17 protein-coding genes are annotated in these 17,378 nt (G+C 37.0%); 3 read left to right on the top strand and 14 right to left on the bottom strand.

Annotated features, from left to right (window positions below; all coding sequences use genetic code 11):
• Window positions 1-52 precede the first annotated feature (52 nt).
• From M4I44_RS21655 to M4I44_RS21590, 14 genes are all read right to left on the bottom strand, one after another.
• Complete coding sequence (locus M4I44_RS21655; RefSeq protein ID WP_249966088.1) at window positions 53-619, bottom strand: aminodeoxychorismate/anthranilate synthase component II; 567 nt, start codon at window positions 617-619, stop codon at window positions 53-55.
• An 85-nt stretch (window positions 620-704) separates the two neighbouring features.
• Complete coding sequence (locus tag M4I44_RS21650) at window positions 705-1,154, bottom strand: hypothetical protein (RefSeq protein ID WP_249966087.1); 450 nt, start codon at window positions 1,152-1,154, stop codon at window positions 705-707.
• Window positions 1,155-1,285: 131 nt separating this feature from the next.
• Window positions 1,286-2,686, bottom strand: a complete 1,401-nt coding sequence (locus M4I44_RS21645; RefSeq protein ID WP_249966086.1) for an anthranilate synthase component I family protein — start codon at window positions 2,684-2,686, stop codon at window positions 1,286-1,288.
• 301 nt (window positions 2,687-2,987) lie between these two features.
• Window positions 2,988-4,268: a hypothetical protein gene (locus tag M4I44_RS21640; protein WP_249966085.1), complete on the bottom strand. Its 1,281-nt coding sequence runs from the start codon at window positions 4,266-4,268 to the stop codon at window positions 2,988-2,990.
• A gap of 209 nt (window positions 4,269-4,477) precedes the next feature.
• Window positions 4,478-5,044 carry a YceI family protein gene (locus M4I44_RS21635; protein WP_017495263.1) on the bottom strand — a complete coding sequence of 189 codons (567 nt, stop codon included), beginning with the start codon at window positions 5,042-5,044 and terminating at the stop codon, window positions 4,478-4,480.
• 30 nt (window positions 5,045-5,074) lie between these two features.
• Window positions 5,075-5,707, bottom strand: a complete 633-nt coding sequence (locus M4I44_RS21630) for an NAD(P)H-dependent oxidoreductase (RefSeq protein WP_249966084.1) — start codon at window positions 5,705-5,707, stop codon at window positions 5,075-5,077.
• Window positions 5,708-5,711: 4 nt separating this feature from the next.
• Window positions 5,712-6,173, bottom strand: a complete 462-nt coding sequence (locus M4I44_RS21625; RefSeq protein ID WP_017495265.1) for a MarR family winged helix-turn-helix transcriptional regulator — start codon at window positions 6,171-6,173, stop codon at window positions 5,712-5,714.
• A gap of 438 nt (window positions 6,174-6,611) precedes the next feature.
• The gene (locus tag M4I44_RS21620) at window positions 6,612-7,343 is read right to left on the bottom strand and encodes an MIP/aquaporin family protein (RefSeq protein WP_249966083.1); all 732 of its coding nucleotides are present in this window, start codon (window positions 7,341-7,343) and stop codon (window positions 6,612-6,614) included.
• A gap of 28 nt (window positions 7,344-7,371) precedes the next feature.
• Complete coding sequence (gene glpK / locus M4I44_RS21615) at window positions 7,372-8,868, bottom strand: glycerol kinase GlpK (protein WP_249966082.1); 1,497 nt, start codon at window positions 8,866-8,868, stop codon at window positions 7,372-7,374.
• 28 nt (window positions 8,869-8,896) lie between these two features.
• On the bottom strand, window positions 8,897-10,474 hold the full coding sequence (locus M4I44_RS21610) for a glycerol-3-phosphate dehydrogenase/oxidase (protein WP_249966081.1): 1,578 nt from the start codon (window positions 10,472-10,474) through the stop codon (window positions 8,897-8,899).
• 191 nt (window positions 10,475-10,665) lie between these two features.
• A complete protein-coding gene (locus M4I44_RS21605; protein ID WP_249966080.1) occupies window positions 10,666-11,187 on the bottom strand; it encodes a GNAT family N-acetyltransferase in 522 nt (173 codons plus the stop codon).
• Between the two features lie 73 nt (window positions 11,188-11,260).
• Window positions 11,261-11,737 (bottom strand): DUF6691 family protein, encoded by a 477-nt coding sequence (locus tag M4I44_RS21600; protein ID WP_017495270.1) that lies wholly within the window; start codon window positions 11,735-11,737, stop codon window positions 11,261-11,263.
• Between the two features lie 10 nt (window positions 11,738-11,747).
• Window positions 11,748-12,311 (bottom strand): YeeE/YedE family protein, encoded by a 564-nt coding sequence (locus tag M4I44_RS21595; RefSeq protein ID WP_070907396.1) that lies wholly within the window; start codon window positions 12,309-12,311, stop codon window positions 11,748-11,750.
• Window positions 12,312-12,462: 151 nt separating this feature from the next.
• Complete coding sequence (locus M4I44_RS21590) at window positions 12,463-13,878, bottom strand: rhodanese-like domain-containing protein (protein ID WP_249966079.1); 1,416 nt, start codon at window positions 13,876-13,878, stop codon at window positions 12,463-12,465.
• A gap of 212 nt (window positions 13,879-14,090) precedes the next feature.
• Here M4I44_RS21590 and M4I44_RS21585 point away from each other — a divergent pair, with 212 nt between their 5' ends.
• From M4I44_RS21585 to cydB, 3 genes are all read left to right on the top strand, one after another.
• On the top strand, window positions 14,091-14,684 hold the full coding sequence (locus M4I44_RS21585; RefSeq protein ID WP_249966078.1) for an HD family hydrolase: 594 nt from the start codon (window positions 14,091-14,093) through the stop codon (window positions 14,682-14,684).
• A gap of 200 nt (window positions 14,685-14,884) precedes the next feature.
• Window positions 14,885-16,228: a cytochrome ubiquinol oxidase subunit I gene (locus M4I44_RS21580; protein WP_249966077.1), complete on the top strand. Its 1,344-nt coding sequence runs from the start codon at window positions 14,885-14,887 to the stop codon at window positions 16,226-16,228.
• Between the two features lie 2 nt (window positions 16,229-16,230).
• On the top strand, window positions 16,231-17,307 hold the full coding sequence (gene cydB / locus M4I44_RS21575; RefSeq protein WP_017495275.1) for a cytochrome d ubiquinol oxidase subunit II: 1,077 nt from the start codon (window positions 16,231-16,233) through the stop codon (window positions 17,305-17,307).
• The last annotated feature ends 71 nt before the right edge of the window (window positions 17,308-17,378 follow it).

Raw genomic sequence — 17,378 nt, 5'->3', positions numbered from 1 at the left:
TCAAGTTTCAGGTTTCACGTTCCAATAACCTAAAACTTGAAACTATTTTTTACTAGCTTTTAATCCAATTCTCTAAAATTAGTTTTCCTTTTGGTGTCAGAACACTTTCCGGATGAAATTGTACACCTCTTACATCAAAAGTTTTGTGTCTTAACGACATGATTTGTCCGTTTTCATCAACTGAAGTGGCTTCAAGAACATCTGGTAAGTTGGCATCAACAACCCAGGAATGGTATCGACCGACCTCAAATTCACTGCCTAAACCTTCGAACAAAATTTCGTCTGAAACAACTGTTTTTACATTTGTAGCGACACCATGGTATACCTTGTCCAGGTTTGAAAGTGTTCCTCCGAAAACTTCTCCAATAGCTTGTTGTCCTAAGCAAACGCCTAGAATACTTTTTGTTGGAGCGTATTTTTGAATCACGGCTTTCAATAATCCCGCTTCATCCGGTATTCCGGGGCCTGGAGAAAGAAGTATTTTTTCAAAAGAGGCGATTTCATCAATATCAAACTCATCGTTTCTGTATACCGTAACTTCACAGTTCAAATCTTCCAGATAGTGTACTAAATTATAAGTGAAACTATCGTAATTGTCTATAACTAATATTTTTTTCATTGTGTTTTTTGTTTCAAGTCTCAGGTTTCAGGTTTCAGATTTCAACAACTTGAAACCCGAAACAAAGAAAACCTGAAACTAATTTTTATTTTTCCCGAACATATTTTTCAGTGATAATACGATCGATCCCTAATTTTTCTAATTTTTCGATTCCCTTTTGAATCAGCGTATCGTTTTTAATTTTTACAACAAACTCAAACTTATTGTTTTCCCATTGACGGTTATTGAAGTATTCCAGATTTTCGGTATAAATACTGTCTTTTAGAGTGTATTTTCCGCCTCCGCCAAAGAAAACTGCATTTGTTGAATCCTTACCGTTATTTAAATCATGATTGAAAAAAGCAAAATGGCTATCATTTATAATTTTAATCATTTTTGTTTTTGGATTGAAAGTCGAGAACGTAGAATCTTTTTCGGTGGTTTCAGCTGATATCAGACGCCAGGTTCCGTTTAAAGAAAGTGTGTTCGATTCTTTTTTAACTTCGCAGGAAGTAAATAATACAATGGCAATCAAAAATGGAATAATGTTCTTCATCGTTTTTAGGTTGTGTTTATGGTTGTTTTTTAGTTTTGTTTCAAGTTTCAGGTTCTTTTTGTTTCAAGTTTCAAGTTTCAAGTTTCAAGTTTCAAGTTGTTGTAACGCAGGTAAACCTGAAACAAAATGACTTATATTTTCTCCGCCATCTCTAAGGCTGTATTCAAGGCTCTTAGTTTGTTGTAAACTTCCTGCATCTCGCTTTCTTCATCAGAACTGGCAACAATTCCGGCACCAGCCTGGCAGTGTAATTGATGATTTTTACTCAGGAAGGTTCGAATCATAATAGCGTGATTGAAATTACCTTCAAAATCCATGAACCCAATGGCTCCTCCATAGAAATTACGATTTGTTTTTTCATAATCTTCGATCAGTTGCATGGCTCTGTGTTTTGGAGCTCCGCTTAAAGTTCCTGCCGGGAAAGTATCGGCTACCACCTGCATAGTGGTTGCTTTTTCATGTAGATAACCTGTTACTTTTGAAACCAAATGAATTACATGCGAGAAAAACTGAACTTCTCTGTATTTTTCAACATTTACATCATGTCCATTTCGGCTTAAATCATTTCTGGCCAAATCGACAAGCATCACGTGTTCGCTGTTTTCCTTTTTATCTTCTGAAAGTTGTTTGGCTAAAACAGCGTCCTGTTCGTCATTTCCGGTTCTTTTAAAAGTTCCCGCTATAGGATGAATTTCGGCTTTTCTATTTTTTACAATTATTTGTGCCTCAGGTGAAGATCCAAATATTTTGAAATCGCCATAATCGAAGAAGAATAAGTACGGAGAAGGATTTATGCTTCGTAAGGCACGATATACGTTGAATTCATCGCCTTTGAAACCTTGTGTAAAACGACGTGAAAGTACCAGTTGAAAAACATCTCCACGGAAGCAGTGTTTTTTGGCTAAAGTTACATTGTGTTTGAATTCTTCATCGGTTAAATTAGAGAAACCTTCACCTTCCTTGGTGAATTTATAAGAGGCTATATTTCTGGATTGTAACAATTGTTCGATCTCCGAAATATTATTTCTTCCATCAACACTATGACAAAAAATGTACGCTTCATTTTTAAAGTGATTGATGGCAATGATATTTTGATAAACAGCATAAAACACATCGGGAATTAAAGTAGCTCTGTCTTTTTTGGCAATCGAAACTTTTTCAAAATAACGAACGGCATCGTAAGAGATGTATCCAAATAAACCATTATTGATAAATTTAAAATCATTTTTCTCTGATTGGAATTGGCTTGAAAATTCCTGAATAATTTCCGGAATATTCGTTGAACTGTCGATAGAGATTCGTTCTTTAGTTCCGTCAGGAAAAGTTTTTGAAATAGTTTCGTTCTCAATTTTAATGGTTGCAATGGGATTGCAGCAGATGTAAGAGAAACTGTTGTCATTTCCGTGATAATCACTGCTTTCCAATAGTAAGCTATTTGGGAATTTGTCCCGGATTTTAAAGTAAACACTTACTGGTGTAATGGTGTCTGCCAGAATTTGTTTGTAGTGTGTGTTGAGTGTAAATGGTTTCAAAGTATTTCGTTTTTTTTATTTTTAATAGATTTTCTTATCAGAGTTTAGACCAAAAAAAAAGGCTTGTCGTGATGACAAGCCTTTTATATTTATAGTTTTACAATACCATAGGAAGCTTTGTTCACGACGTTTGACGTAAATTCTTCCACCACCAAGTATTGTTCATTATTGTTTTCATATCTTATTTTGATTTCACAAATATATAAATGTAATTTGAATTACAAGACATAAAAAGTCAAAAAAAACTTTTCTAAATTTTAAAATTTGTTAAATTTTGTCGCTGCCAGGTTGTTTTAAGGCCTTAGTTACCAATGGCTATGGTGTTGTTTACGTTCATCCTAAAGTCCGGACTTCCTTTGATATTTGGTGTTGTAAACAATTCGCTGTTTTTGATTTTAGTAAAGTTAATGTCAAAAATTGGATTGTTGTAATAACTTTCAATTGCAGCATTTGCTCCGCCGGCTTCGCTTGTGATTCCACCATTACAATTATTTACGATTAAGTTTTTGAAGGTAATTTTCCCCAAGTTAACCTCGCCGTTTCCAATGTTTCCTTCCAGCAGAACAAAAGGTGTAAATCCGGAAACAATACTGTTCGTAAAATTAAAAAAAGTGTTCTCTCTGACGTAAACAGATTCTCTCACGAGTCCCTGATTGTTTTCTTCCAGATTTATAAGCGTAATATTACTGGCATTAATTTTAGTCAATTTTTTGCTCATGTCTGTATTTCCAATTTTGTCATAAGAATCAACTTCAAAACATCTTGAGCCCGAAATATCCGATGAAAAGGGATGACGAATGGCAATACTGTTATTGATGTTGATTTGTGCACCCTGAGTGAAATCAAAATCATCATCGGTGGTGCGATAAGAAACCAAATTGTTCAGGTTTAAATCTCCTCCGTAACATTCGAAAGAGTCATCATTAGAGTAACTAATCTGAATATTGCTTAAAATAGTTTTTTTCCCTACTCCGGCAAGCGAAAGTCCGTTAAGTTCTTTGGCAGCACTTAGTTTTCGTCCGGAATATTCAATTCGTACATATTTTAAAACTCCCGAGTTGTCTTCGGCATCCTGACCGCCGTAGTGGTTTAGCATTGGTTCCAGATCAAAAGGTAAAGTATGTACTCCTCCAAGGGTGTTGATTGGTGCTTTTCCCAAAATGATAATTCCACCCCAGTCTCCCGGTTTTCTTTGGGTCGTTTCTTTGTTGGAAGTAAAAACAATAGGGTCTGTCTCTAAACCTTCGGCTACAATTTTTGATCCGTTTGTAATGACCAGAGTTCCACATGTTTTATCGTCGCCTCTTATTACAGTTCCCGGTTCGATAGATAATACGGCATTGTTGGTAACGTAAACAACTCCAACTAATTGATATGTATTGCGTTTAAGGAGTTTGGTGTCTTTGTTAATGGTACCTGCAATAATGTTTGTGGCTTCGCTATATTCGGTATTGGCAGGTTTAAAATTGGTCCAGTTGTTCATCCAGTTTGAGGTACCAATAATACCTTTAGGCTGTTGTTGTGCCTGTAGAAAAAAAGTACTAAGAACCGTGACAACTATAAGATGTATTTTTGCTTTCATAACTATGATTTTGATTTCTAGTTTTTGATTTTTAATAAGTTCAAAAGTAGAAGGCCAATGTTAATCAAAGCCCAGTATGGTATTACGAAAGCGTTAGGGGAATATTATGAATGTTATTTTTTTGGGAAAAATGTAAAAATAAACCCCAATAGTGTTAAACTAATGGGGTTTTTCTTATAGTAATAAGAATTGCTGTTTTTTTTATGCTATTAGAATTTTAAAGCTACTGTCAATTCAAATTCGTCATTGATAGTTTTGTCTCCTAAGTTTTGGAAGAAGTTACCAGAGTTGTATTTGATGTCGTATTTAGTTCTGTCCACTTTGAAAGCTGTTGTAGCAGTATTTCCTTTCACAGCGATATCAAAAGTTACAGGTTTAGTGATTCCTTTAATAGTTAAATCAGCAGTTACTGTGTAAACATCAGTAGATTTTGCTCCGATAGTTTTGAAAACTAATTTTGCAGTTGGGAATTTCTCAGTTCCAAAGAAATCGTCAGCTTTTAAGTGACCGTTTAATTTTCCTTGGTACTCTCCTGTCAAATCTGTTGCTGTTAATGAAGTCATATCAACAGTGAAGTTACCACCTGTTAATTTTTTTCCTTTGAAAACTACAGCTCCTTCTTTGAAGTTTACAGTTCCTGAGTGCTCTCCGGTTACTTTTTTACCTACCCATTTGATAGTACTTGCTTTTACGTCGATTTTTTTAGTTTGTGCGTTTACTGAAAGTCCAGCTACTGCTACGAATAATGCTATTGCAATTGTCTTTAAATTTTTCATTTTGTTAAAATTGATTTTGATTAATAATAATTATATAGTGATAAATAAATTCTCGTGTGATTTTCTAACTTTTTTGTAGTGTTGAGTTTCGTCCTCATCATGTCTGTAACCTACAGTTGCAATAACAGAAGCGTTTAGGCCTAATTTGTCAAAACCTAAGATTTCATTAAATGCAGCAGCATTAAACCCTTCCATTGGAGTCGCATCGATTTTTAATTCAGATGCTGCACTCAATAATGTACCTAAAGCGATATAAGTTTGTTTTGCTGTCCAGATATTTTTAGCTTCAACAGAAAGATTTGAAATAGTACCTTTCATCATGTCACTGAATCCGCCTAAAGCGTCAGCAGGAACACCTCTTGTTTCACTGATGGTATTGATGTAAGCATCTACAGAATCCGCTCCAAGATTTAAGTCGTTTGCGAAAATAAATATTTGAGAAGCATCTGTAATTTGTGTCTGTCCGTAAGCAGCAGCTTTTAATTTTTCTCTGATTTCCGGATTTTCAACGATAATAACTTTGTAGGGTTGTAATCCGTATGAAGAAGCACTTAATCTAACAGCTTCTTTTAAAGTGTTTAAATCTTGTGAAGATATTTTTTTGGTGGCATCAAATTTCTTTGTTGCATATCTCCAGTTTAGATTGTCTAATAATGTACTCATAATTTTAATTTTGTTGGGTTCTGTATTTCTCTAATAATTGGTTTAATAATTCTAATTCTTCAGGGCTTATGTTCTTGGCAAACAAACGCTCGTGCTCGTCTACTTTCGGATCTAATTCTTTCAATACATCCAGTCCCTTTTGGGTGATTAAAACTTCAATTTTGCGTCGATTACCGGGACAAACATTTCTGGTAACGAAATCTTTCAATAATAATTTGTCTACTAATCGGGTCGTGTTGCTCGTTTTGGCCAGCATACGCTCCTGTATCACACACATATTAGCAGGGTTTCCTTTTTGTCCTCTTAATATACGCAGTACATTATATTGCTCTCCGGACAGATCATACGGTTTTATCAATTCGTTGAAATGATCCTGAATCACATTTTGCGTGTACATGATATTCAGAATAACTTTTCTCGCATTATCCATCTTAACTGTACTTTTTATAACCTCTTCAATTGTCATAGTCGTAAGTGTATAATTTGTATATACAAATGTATAACTTTTCATATTTGTATATACAAATGTATCGTTAATTTTTTGTTAATTAAAAATAACGCTGATTTAAAACTTCGCAAACCCTATAGAACTAGAGTAAAAATACTATAAGTTTTTAATTTATTGTAAGATTTGTGAATTATTTAATGTTTATTTAAAACGAACTAAGCTTTTTCAAAAAATTAAACCTTGGTAAAATCTTATATAAAGAAATAATTAAATAGTGAGCAGGGCGTGCCACCATCCCGATAAGAGGGCAAAGTTGCGTTGTGCTTATACGCCCTCTTATCAGGATGCTGTCGGGCTATCCGCACTGCTTCGGCAGATAGCTTCTATCCCTCACGCGATCTCACAATAGGAGAAACCCATGAGCCCTAAATTTTAGAACTCTCAGTGTGTTAAGCATTAATTAATTGCCAGATATAGTGCGGCAGCTAATCCCGAACCAATTATGGGGCCTACAATAGGAATCCAGGCATACGTCCAGTTACTGCTTCCTTTTATAGGTAAAATAGCATGCATGATTCTCGGACCTAAATCTCTTGCGGGATTTATGGCGTAACCTGTAGTTCCTCCTAATGACAGACCAATTGCCCATACGACTATTGCTACCGGAAGTGCTCCAATAGTTCCTAAACCAATTGTTGCGTTAGCATCGGTTGCGATTTGTAAACTCGGTCCGGCAATATAAAAGACTGAAAATAATAGGACAAAAGTCGCAATTACTTCACTGATTAAGTTGGAGAGATTGTTTTTGATTGCCGGCGAGGTAGAGAAACAGGCAAGCGTAGTTCCTTCGTCTTCTGTTGCTGCAAAATGATCTTTGTGAGACAACCAAACTAAAAAAGCACCTGACATTGCTCCAATCATTTGAGCAAGGATGTAAGCAGGAACCAGATTCCAGTTAAATTTTCCAATTAGGGTCAAACCTAGTGTAACAATAGGATTTAAATGAGCACCGCTAATTGGTCCCGCGATAGTAACACCCACAAAAACGGCAAATGCCCAAGCTGATGTAATCACCATCCAACCTGAATTGTTTCCTTTGGTATCTTTAAGTAAGACGTTTGCCACAACACCATTCCCTAATAAAATCATAATCATTGTGCCTAAAATTTCTGCTATAAAAGGAGTCATTTTTTACGGTTTAGTTAGTAATTAAAATTTATTCTTCAATCCAATGTGATGCGCGGCCAACAGCTCTGTCCCAGTTTTTCACCAGTAGTTTTACTTTTGCCTGATCCATTTTTGGAGAAAATACTTGGTCAATCGACCATTGTTCTTTTAGGTCGTCCAAACCAGACCAATATCCCACGGCTAGTCCTGCCAGATACGCGGCTCCCAAAGCGGTAGTTTCTAATGTGGTAGGCCGGGTTACATTAGACCCAAATATGTCTGATTGAAATTGCATTAATAAATTATTTGCGGCTGCGCCACCGTCTACCCGTAGTTCTATTCCTTTGTATCCGGAATCTGCTTCCATAGCTTTGAGCAGATCGTTTACCTGATAAGCAATTCCTTCTAAAGTTGCTCTGGCGATATGTGCATTTGTAGTACCTCTGGTAATTCCAACGATGGCACCTCTTGCGTATTGATCCCAATACGGAGCTCCTAAACCGGTCAAAGCAGGAACAAAATAAATACCACCATTGTCAGGTACGGTTGCTGCGAGCGCTTCGATTTCATCTGATGAATTGATTATTTTTGCGCCGTCTCGTAACCATTGTACGGCTGCACCTCCAACAAAAACACTGCCTTCTAAAGCATAGGTAGTTTTTCCGTTGATTTTCCATGCAATTGTAGTCAATAAGTTGTGCGCTGAAAAAATAGGTTTTTCACCGGTATTCATCAGCATAAAACAACCTGTTCCATACGTATTTTTAATCATTCCGGAGTTGGTGCACAGCTGACCAAAAAGGGCTGCCTGCTGATCTCCGGCGACCCCACTAATTGGAATTTTTGTCGAGAATAGGGTAGTGCTTGTTTCTCCATAAATGGCACTGCTTTCTTTTACTTCAGGAAGCATGGCTCTCGGAATATCAAATAATGTCAGCAACTCGTCGTCCCAATCCAGAGTGTTTATATTGAATAATAAAGTTCTGCTGGCATTAGAAACGTCCGTCATAAACAATTTACTTCGGGTTAGTTTCCAAATTAACCAGGTATCTACAGTTCCAAAACAAAGTTTTCCCTGTTCTGCTTTTTCGCGTGCTCCGGGAACATTGTCTAATATCCATTTTACTTTGGTTCCGGAGAAATAAGCATCGAGAATTAATCCGGTTTTTTTCTGGATCATTTCTGTATGTCCTTTTGCTTTTAGTTCGTCGCAGTATTTTGCCGTTCTGCGGTCTTGCCAGACAATGGCCTTGTAAACAGGTTCACTTGTTTCGCGATCCCAGACAATGGTAGTTTCTCGCTGGTTGGTAATTCCTATGGCTGCAATTTCGCGGCCTGTAATTCCAACTTTTGCTATTACTTCGGCAGCGACACTAACTTGCGAAGACCAGATTTCGTTAGGATCATGTTCAACCCATCCCGGTTTTGGAAAAATTTGTTTAAATGGCTTTTGAGAAATACTGACTATTTCTCCTTTATGATTGAATACAATGGCTCTGGATGAAGTAGTTCCCTGATCCAAAGCCAGAATTAATTTGTCCTGCATGATCTTATATTCTTAAGTTAATAAAAATCTATTGAAATTCTTTTAGAAGAAAACCTTTTGCAATTCCATGAAAGTTGGTCATTTCTCTAAGGATCCAGGTTTCATCATGTCCGAGTTCCTTTGCCAGAAGGCGCGCTACTTTTTCAGAAGAAGCTATGGCAGCTCTGGCATCTAAGAACAACAAGCGAACACGTCTTGCGAGAATGTCATCTACCGTTCTGGCCATTTCATATCGAATAGCCCAAACGACTTCAACCATGGTGAATTCGTGATCCGGATGTAGTTTTTCTTTCAGTTCAGGCTCATTTTTCTGCAATTCTACTATTTTAGGAAGGTCTGATCCATAGATATATAAATGATTTGTTCTGTCTGAATTTGTAGTGGCTTTATTTCCATGAATCGGAAGATGCTCGGTAATACAAGTTTTTTTAGGTAATTTGCCTATTTTGATAGCCTTATCGATAATATCCTCAGAGATCTTTCTGTAAGTAGTCCATTTGCCTCCGGTAATTGTGATTAATCCGGTTTCTGAAACTATGATTTTATGGCTTCGGGAAACTTCTTTGGTACTTTTGCCTTCTTCTTCCGGTGCAGCCAAAGGTCGTAAACCGGCAAAAACAGATAAAACATCGGCTCTTGTGGGTTTTTTAGCCAGAAAACGTTGAGCAGTTTCCAAAACAAATTCAATTTCACTCTCTAATGCAATGGGTTCGAGACTGTGTTTTCGAATTAAAGTATCAGTGGTTCCGACTACAATTCGATTGTGCCAGGGGACGGCAAACAAAACTCTTCCATCACTTGTTTTAGGAATCATCAAAGCATGTTCACCCGGCAAAAAGGATTGATCAAATACAAGATGAATTCCCTGACTTGGCACAATGTATTTTTTGTACACAGTGTCGTTAAGTTTCATGATGGCATTTGTAAAAACGCCTGTTGCATTAATGATAGCCGACCCTTTGATTTCGTACTTCTTACCAGTCTCATGATTTATGGCTTCAACACCGATGATTTGGTTGTTATCATTCTTTAGTAAATTGACAACTTTGACATAATTTAAAAGGCAGGCTCCTTTTTCAATAGCCGTTTGAGCAATGTTTATCGCCAGTCGGGAATCGTCAAATTGACCATCATGATAAATTACGCCATTTGTGAGATTTCTTTCTGCTACGGCAGGAAGCATTTCAATTGTTTTTTTTCTGGAAAGGTATTTTGATCTTCCCAAACTTAAACGCCCTGCCAATAAATCATAAACAGTCAATCCGATGGTGTAGAATAAACCGGCAAAGAAGTTGTAATTCGGAATTATAAAAGATTGATTTTTTACTAAATGGCCGGCATTTTTGGCAAGTAATCCTCTTTCTTTCAAAGCTTCGATGACCAGATGAATATTTCCCTGCTCTAAATAACGAACACCGCCATGAACTAATTTGGTACTTCGGCTGGAGGTTCCCTTTGCAAAATCAACTGCTTCAAGCAAAATGGTCTTATAACCCCGGCTTGCGGCATCAAGAGCAGTCCCCAAACCGCTTGCTCCCCCGCCAATTATGATTACATCCCAGTGTTCCGTATTTTCTAGTTTCGACAATTGTTCTGAGCGTTTCATAGGACTGTGATTGGTTCGCTTTTTTGTAAGATTAAATCTGGTATTGTAAACTTAATGAAAGTAAAATGAAGATAATACTCTTAGTAGAAAAAAATGTCTTAAAAAAACGACAGAACTTAATCGCAGGCAAAATAAAACCCGACAGAGGTTTTTGAAATCTGTCGGGTTTACTTATTTTATTGTTGTATTTTCTAAATCAGCTTTTTTTCAAACGCTTTTCGTGCTCCTCCTCTGAAAAAAACTTCACCACAATAGGTATACTTCAGTCTGTCTAAAATTTTAAGCATTGGAATATTGTCAAAATTCGTGTCTACCTTTATACTGTATATGTTCTGTTTGAGGCATAAACTTTCTATCTTTTCAAACAGTTTGGTTGCAATACCTTTACCTTTTGCGAGTTTCGATACGGCAACACGATGAATGGCTCCATAATCGCCATCAGTGAGCCATTTACCTTCTATGACTTCGTAGGCTGGTTCTTTATCAAAAAGAATCGCTGCATAAGATAATATAGTGTCATTTTCTGTAAGCACGTACCCATGATCGTTTTCAATATCGGTATGAATGGTAAGCTCATTAGGATAACCGTCCTGCCATTGTGTGCTTCCGTCCAGTCTTCGCTGTTCGATAGCATCTTGCAGAATCTCCCAAATGAAAGGTACGTCAGAAATAATCGCTTTTCTTAAAATTAAGTTTTCGGTAATGTGAGTCATCTGTTAGCTATTAGTAAACCCAACAGGTTTTTAAAACTTGTTGGGTTTGATGTGTATAATACAAGTAAGAATATTAATGAGGCAATTTGTCTTTAATAAGACCATAAACCCAGGTTCCAAAGATGGCACTTATCAGCGTTACAATAATAACAGTTGCACCAGTACCAATTTGGGCAAATAAAGGCCCCGGACAAGCACCTGTAATGGCCCATCCAAAACCAAATAAAAGACCTCCATAAATTTGTCCTTTACTGAATGTTTTGGGCTGAATTTCGATTTTTTCGCCTTGCAGTGTTTTTATGTTGAACTTTTTAATAAGAAATACGGAGATTACTCCAACAGCAACTGCACTTCCAATTACACCGTACATATGAAATGATTCAAGATGGAACATTTCCTGAATACGGAACCAGCTTATGATTTCAGTTTTTACGAATACGATTCCGAAAAAGATCCCAACAATTAAATATTTAAGATTTCCAAAGACCGTTTCTTTTTTCTGGCTTGCATTGATTCCCTCGCCGTCGACTGTTTTATTTTCTAAACTCATTTTTGAAATTTTAAAGTGAAAGAATATAAGGTAAGATCAAAAGTGTCATTACAAAACCTCCAATCATAAAACAGATTGTCGCTACCAATGATGGCCATTGTAAATTTGAAATTCCCATAATGGCATGCCCGCTGGTACATCCGCCGGCATAACGTGTTCCAAAACCTACCAAAAATCCGCCTACCACAATCATGATAAAACCACGAAGTGTGAATAAACTTTCCCAGGAGAATAATTGTGCAGGAACCAAACCGTTATGATCGGTGATTCCGTAGGCAGCTAATTTCGTTGATAATTCGGGACTAATTTCTATTGGATTTGGATTTGCCAGGAAATAAGCGGCAATGACTCCGCCCAGGAAGATTCCAAAAACGAAAAATAAATTCCAGCTTTCTTTTTTCCAGTCGTATTTAAAGAAAGAAATATTGGCAGGAATACAAGCCGCACAAATGTGACGAAGTGACGAACTGATTCCGAAAGATTTATTTCCGAGAATCAATAAAATAGGAACTGTTAATCCTATTAACGGCCCGGAAACATACCAAGGCCAAGGTTCTTTTAAGATTTCAAGCATTTTTATTTTTGTTAGGTTCAAAGAGGCAAAGGTTCAGAGGTTCAAAGGAGAAACTTTTGTTGCTTTGCATCTTTATTTTTTAAGTTCAAAGAGATAAAGGTTCAGAGATTCAAATAGAAAACCTTTGCACCTTTGTACCTCTGAACCTTTGTTACTTTAACACTTTACTTTGACAAACAAAATCTGATTTCGGAGTTTCTGTTTTAGAAATGGCTCCAAAACCGCCTTCAATTTCGCTAAAATTTCTGAAACCGCGAGCCTGTAAAATCGAAGCGGCAATCATACTGCGATATCCTCCGGCGCAATGCAGATAAAAATGTTCGTTTGGGTTAATGTCTTTTACCCAATCATTAATATAAGCCAGTGGTTTGCTGTATGCGTCTTCGATGTGCTCTGCGGCATATTCTGTTTCTTTGCGAATGTCGATTACTTTGTCTTCTCCGAATTTGAACTCATTTGAAAATTGTTGAGCAGTGATTCTGTTTACGGTGTCTACTTCGTAACCTGCTTTTTGCCAGGCTTCAAAGCCGCCTTCTAGATGACCAATAATCGAGTCAAATCCTACACGGCTTAAACGGGTTACGGTTTCTTCTTCAAGACCGGTTTCCGTTACCAATATAATAGGCTGTTTTACATCACCAATTAAAGTTCCAACCCAAGGAGCAAAATCACCATTGATTCCAATATTAATAGATTGCGGAATAAATCCTTTACTAAAATTGGCAGCACTTCTGGTATCCAGAATCAAAGCACCTGTTTCTTCGGCTACGGCTTCAAATTCTTCTGCTTTGATGGTTTTCATTCCATTGTACAAAACCGTTTCAAAACTTTCGTAACCTTGTTTGTTCATCGCCACATTCATACTGAAATAGGCGGGAGGAGGCAATAATCCGTCTGTGACCTCAGCAATAAACTCAGCCTCTGTCATATTGGCGCGCAACGCATAGTTATTTGCTTTCTGATTTCCTATTGTTGAAACCGTTTCTTTACTCATGTTTTTTCCGCAAGCGCTTCCCGCACCATGCGCAGGATAAACGATCACATCATCGGCCAAAGTCATAATTTTATCTCGTAACGAATGATATAAAATTCCGGCCAATTGGTCCTGTGTCATTCCGGCTGCTTTCTGAGCCAAATCCGGGCGTCCAACATCTCCAATAAATAAAGTATCTCCGGAGAAAATGGCGTGATCTTTTCCATTTTCATCAATCAGTAAATAAGTGGTGCTTTCCATGGTATGACCCGGAGTATGCAACGCTTTGATGGTGATATTTCCAATTTTGAATTCCTGTCCGTCTTTTGCTGAAATACAGTCAAATTCGCAGGTAGCGTTGGGTCCGTAAACGATTGGCGCCTGAGTTTCTTTGCTTAAATCGACATGTCCGGAAACAAAATCGGCGTGAAAATGCGTTTCAAAAATATATTTCAATTTTACCTGATCACGTTCTAAACGGTCTAAGTAAGGCTGAATTTCTCTTAACGGATCAATAATTGCGGCTTCACCATTTGAAGTAATATAATAGGCACCCTGCGCAAGGCATCCGGTGTAAATTTGTTCTATTTTCATGATTTGAAATCTAAAATAATGTGATACAAAGGTAAGTCTGTTTTTCGGGAAATTAAGTGACTATTGTTACAGAAATTTAATTTCGGTGTGAAATAAAAAGCGGATTTTATCATGCAAGTTATATTATTTGATTTAAACCCGTGCAATTAAGCTTTAACTTATAATTTTGCATATGACGAATGTCATTTTAAAACAAATAAACAGTTAAAAAGATGAAAACAGAAGATTTATTGAATCAGATTGCTTTTATAAAAGAAATTGATAAGGTAAAGTACATTCAGCGAAAAACGAAGCTGTTTCATAGTGACCGAAACGAAAATGATGCAGAGCACAGCTGGCATTTGGCTTTAATGGCAATCGTTTTGGCCGAACATTCAGATGAACCAATTGATGTTCTGAAAGTCGTGAAAATGGTTTTGATACACGATATTGTAGAAATTGACGCAGGTGATACCTTTATATATGATTCACAGAAAAATCATTCTAACACTGATGAAGAACGATTGGCGGCGAATCGTATTTTTGGTTTGCTACCGAAAAAACAGGCCGAAGAATTAATTGCTATTTGGGAAGAATTTGAAGCAGGTGAAACTAACGAAGCTAAATTTGCCAGATCGATGGATCGTTTAGAGCCTTTGTTGCAGAATACTTCTAACAATGGAGGAACCTGGAAAGAGTTTGGTGTAAGTTATGATAAAGTGCACGACAAAAAGAGCGTGATAAAAGAAGGTTCTAAAACATTATGGAGTTATGCTGAAGGATTAATTAACGAAAGCGTTGAAAAAGGGATTTTGAAAAAGGAGTAATTTTTTAAACAGATAGTTTCAATTACGATTTATAGACAATCGTGTCATTCCTGACAATTCTGGCTTAAAAACATAAGTGCAGTTTGTACAACTAAATTGTTGAAAAGTTTAACAAATATCGGGCGATAAACTTTTTTTAAAGGCAGGACTTTCGGGTTTTAATGGGTAAATTTGTTGGACTTCATAAATAAATTACCGCTATGGAAGAAATGCTTTTTTATGACCGAATGCAATTCGCCTTCACAATTACTTTTCACTATCTTTTTCCGCAACTTACAATGGGTCTTTCGCTGATCATTGTGTATTTCAAATGGAAATATCTTAAAACTAAAAACGAACAATACAATCACGCCACCCATTTCTGGATGAAAATCTTCGCTCTGAATTTTGCGATGGGGGTGGTAACCGGAATTCCAATGGAGTTTCAATTTGGGACCAACTGGGCAAAATTCTCGGAGTTAACCGGAGGGATTATCGGTCAGACATTAGCCATGGAAGGTATGTTTTCGTTTTTTCTGGAATCCTCTTTTTTAGGTCTGTTTTTGTTTGGAGAAAAATTATTGGGACATAAATGGCATTTTGTTACCGGATTACTAATCTGTATCGGTTCCTGGGCCAGTGGTTACTTAATCATCGCAACACATTCGTGGATGCAGAATCCAGTAGGTTACGAGATTTTGGAGAACGGAAAATTTGTGTTGACCAATTTCAAAGCACTGTTTCTAAATCCGTGGTTATGGCCATCGTATCTGCACAATCAGGCCGCTTCTTTAGTGACAAGTTCTTTTGTTGTGGCAGGAATTGGTTCTTTTTATATTTTGAGCAAAAAGAATATTGTTTTCGGAAAACTGTTTCTTAAAACGGGAGTGATCTTTGGATTGATTGCCAGTATGATTGTGGCGGTTCCAACGGGAGATTTACTAGCCAAAAATGTGGTGAAATACCAACCTGTAACGTTTGCGGCTATGGAAGGGATTTTCCATACCGAGAAAAAGGGTTCTGAAATTGTTTTAATAGGACAGCCTGATGTTAAAGATAAAAAACTGGACAACAAGATTGCCGTTCCGAATATTCTGAGTTTCCTGACTTATGGAAACTGGGAGCAGGAAATTAAAGGCTTGGATCAGTTTGAAGAAGATATTCATCCTACTAATATTTCAGGTTTGTATTATGCCTATCATATTATGGTGGGACTTGGAACAGTTTTTATTGGTTTGATGTCCCTTGCTTTGTTTCAATTGATCAGAGGTAAATTGTACGAAACCAAATGGATTCTCTGGTCCTTGCTTTTTATGATGCCGTTTCCTTACATCGCCAATACAACTGGCTGGTACACGGCGGAGTTGGGAAGACAACCCTGGCTTGTTTATAATTTAATGCGAACAGCGGCTGGAGCCTCTCCAACTGTTTCTTCGGGAAATACCCTGTTTACTTTGTTGGGATTTATAGGGTTGTATCTATTACTGGGAATGCTGTTTTTGCTTTTGATTGGAAAAATTATCAATAAAGGACCTCACACTGAAGTCATAACTGAAAATATATAAGTATGGAATTTTTTTGGTACGTAGTTTTAATGGGAATTTTGGCCGTTTATATTGTGTTAGACGGTTATGATTTTGGAGCAGGAATTATTCATTTATTTTTTGCCAAAACAGAAAAAGACAAAAAAGCAATTACAAACGCAATCGGTCCGTTTTGGGATGCCAACGAAGTTTGGATTATCGCTGCAGGAGGGGTTTTGTTTTTTGCTTTCCCTACTTTATATGCTTCTTCTTTCAGCGGATTTTATCTGCCTTTGATCATGATTTTATGGTTGCTGATCTTTCGTGCCATTGGTTTGGAAATGCGCGGACAGGTGCATCATCCCATGTGGGAAGCAATCTGGGATAAGGCTTTCGGAATTGCAAGTTTGCTTTTGGCTTTGTTCTTCGGAATTGCCTTAGGAAATATCGTTCGTGGTGTCAACCTTGGAATGGTAACCAACGGCGTTTCGACTCAGGAAGCGCATTATTTCTTTTTGCCATTGTGGAATCCAACTTTTAGTCCGCAGGCAAGTGAATTGGGAATTATCGACTGGTTTACACTTTTCCTGGGAATTGTGAGTGTGGTTTCTTTAACCATCCACGGCGCAAACTGGATCATCTTTAAAACCAATTCAGCTTTGAATCCACAGCTTAAAAATGTTGTTTTTAAATTGAATATTGTCTTGCTGGTTTTGGTGTGTATTTCGTTGCAAATCTGGCACTTTATTGAACCAAAGCCTTTCCATAATTTTGTAGAGAATCCAATTCTTTGGTTTTTTCCATTGATGACTTTTGTTGGGATTTTGGGATTATTCAAAGTACGCTCGTGGAAAAAAGACGGTTATGGATTTTTGTTTTCATCTTTGTTTTTGGTAGGTGGATTTGCTTCAACTGCCGTTTCCATTTTTCCGAATGTTTTGCCTTCTACAAATAATATAAATCCATCCCTAACTATTTATAACACTGCCGCCGGCGAATATGGATTGAATGCCGGAATGAGTTGGTTTTTTATCGCTTTGTTTTTGGTGATTATCTATTTTATTATTCAATACCGTGTTTTTAGTGGGAAAATGGATGATATCGGGTATGGGGAACATTAGATTTTATAGCCGCGAATTCACAAATTTTTACGAGTTAATGATATGCATAGCCGTTGGTTTTAACCAGCGGT

It is taken from the genome of Flavobacterium sp. B183 (assembly GCF_023539155.1).
In the GTDB taxonomy this organism is placed as follows: Bacteria; Bacteroidota; Bacteroidia; order Flavobacteriales; family Flavobacteriaceae; genus Flavobacterium; species Flavobacterium tructae.
This window is presented reverse-complemented; position numbering and strand designations above follow the sequence as displayed.

What these genes read in the sequence shown, in the direction of transcription:
- M4I44_RS21630 (WP_249966084.1), bottom strand. Translation starts at nt 5,707, where the DNA reads ATGAGTACATTATTAGACAATCTAAACTGGAGATATGCAACAAAGAAA.
- M4I44_RS21595 (WP_070907396.1), bottom strand. Translation starts at nt 12,311, where the DNA reads ATGCTTGAAATCTTAAAAGAACCTTGGCCTTGGTATGTTTCCGGGCCG.
- M4I44_RS21620 (WP_249966083.1), bottom strand. Translation starts at nt 7,343, where the DNA reads ATGACTCCTTTTATAGCAGAAATTTTAGGCACAATGATTATGATTTTA.
- M4I44_RS21600 (WP_017495270.1), bottom strand. Translation starts at nt 11,737, where the DNA reads ATGAGTTTAGAAAATAAAACAGTCGACGGCGAGGGAATCAATGCAAGC.
- M4I44_RS21635 (WP_017495263.1), bottom strand. Translation starts at nt 5,044, where the DNA reads ATGAAAAATTTAAAGACAATTGCAATAGCATTATTCGTAGCAGTAGCT.
- M4I44_RS21655 (WP_249966088.1), bottom strand. Translation starts at nt 619, where the DNA reads ATGAAAAAAATATTAGTTATAGACAATTACGATAGTTTCACTTATAAT.
- M4I44_RS21580 (WP_249966077.1), top strand. Translation starts at nt 14,885, where the DNA reads ATGGAAGAAATGCTTTTTTATGACCGAATGCAATTCGCCTTCACAATT.
- M4I44_RS21640 (WP_249966085.1), bottom strand. Translation starts at nt 4,268, where the DNA reads ATGAAAGCAAAAATACATCTTATAGTTGTCACGGTTCTTAGTACTTTT.
- M4I44_RS21605 (WP_249966080.1), bottom strand. Translation starts at nt 11,187, where the DNA reads ATGACTCACATTACCGAAAACTTAATTTTAAGAAAAGCGATTATTTCT.
- M4I44_RS21585 (WP_249966078.1), top strand. Translation starts at nt 14,091, where the DNA reads ATGAAAACAGAAGATTTATTGAATCAGATTGCTTTTATAAAAGAAATT.
- M4I44_RS21625 (WP_017495265.1), bottom strand. Translation starts at nt 6,173, where the DNA reads ATGACAATTGAAGAGGTTATAAAAAGTACAGTTAAGATGGATAATGCG.
- M4I44_RS21650 (WP_249966087.1), bottom strand. Translation starts at nt 1,154, where the DNA reads ATGAAGAACATTATTCCATTTTTGATTGCCATTGTATTATTTACTTCC.
- cydB (WP_017495275.1), top strand. Translation starts at nt 16,231, where the DNA reads ATGGAATTTTTTTGGTACGTAGTTTTAATGGGAATTTTGGCCGTTTAT.
- M4I44_RS21610 (WP_249966081.1), bottom strand. Translation starts at nt 10,474, where the DNA reads ATGAAACGCTCAGAACAATTGTCGAAACTAGAAAATACGGAACACTGG.
- M4I44_RS21590 (WP_249966079.1), bottom strand. Translation starts at nt 13,878, where the DNA reads ATGAAAATAGAACAAATTTACACCGGATGCCTTGCGCAGGGTGCCTAT.
- glpK (WP_249966082.1), bottom strand. Translation starts at nt 8,868, where the DNA reads ATGCAGGACAAATTAATTCTGGCTTTGGATCAGGGAACTACTTCATCC.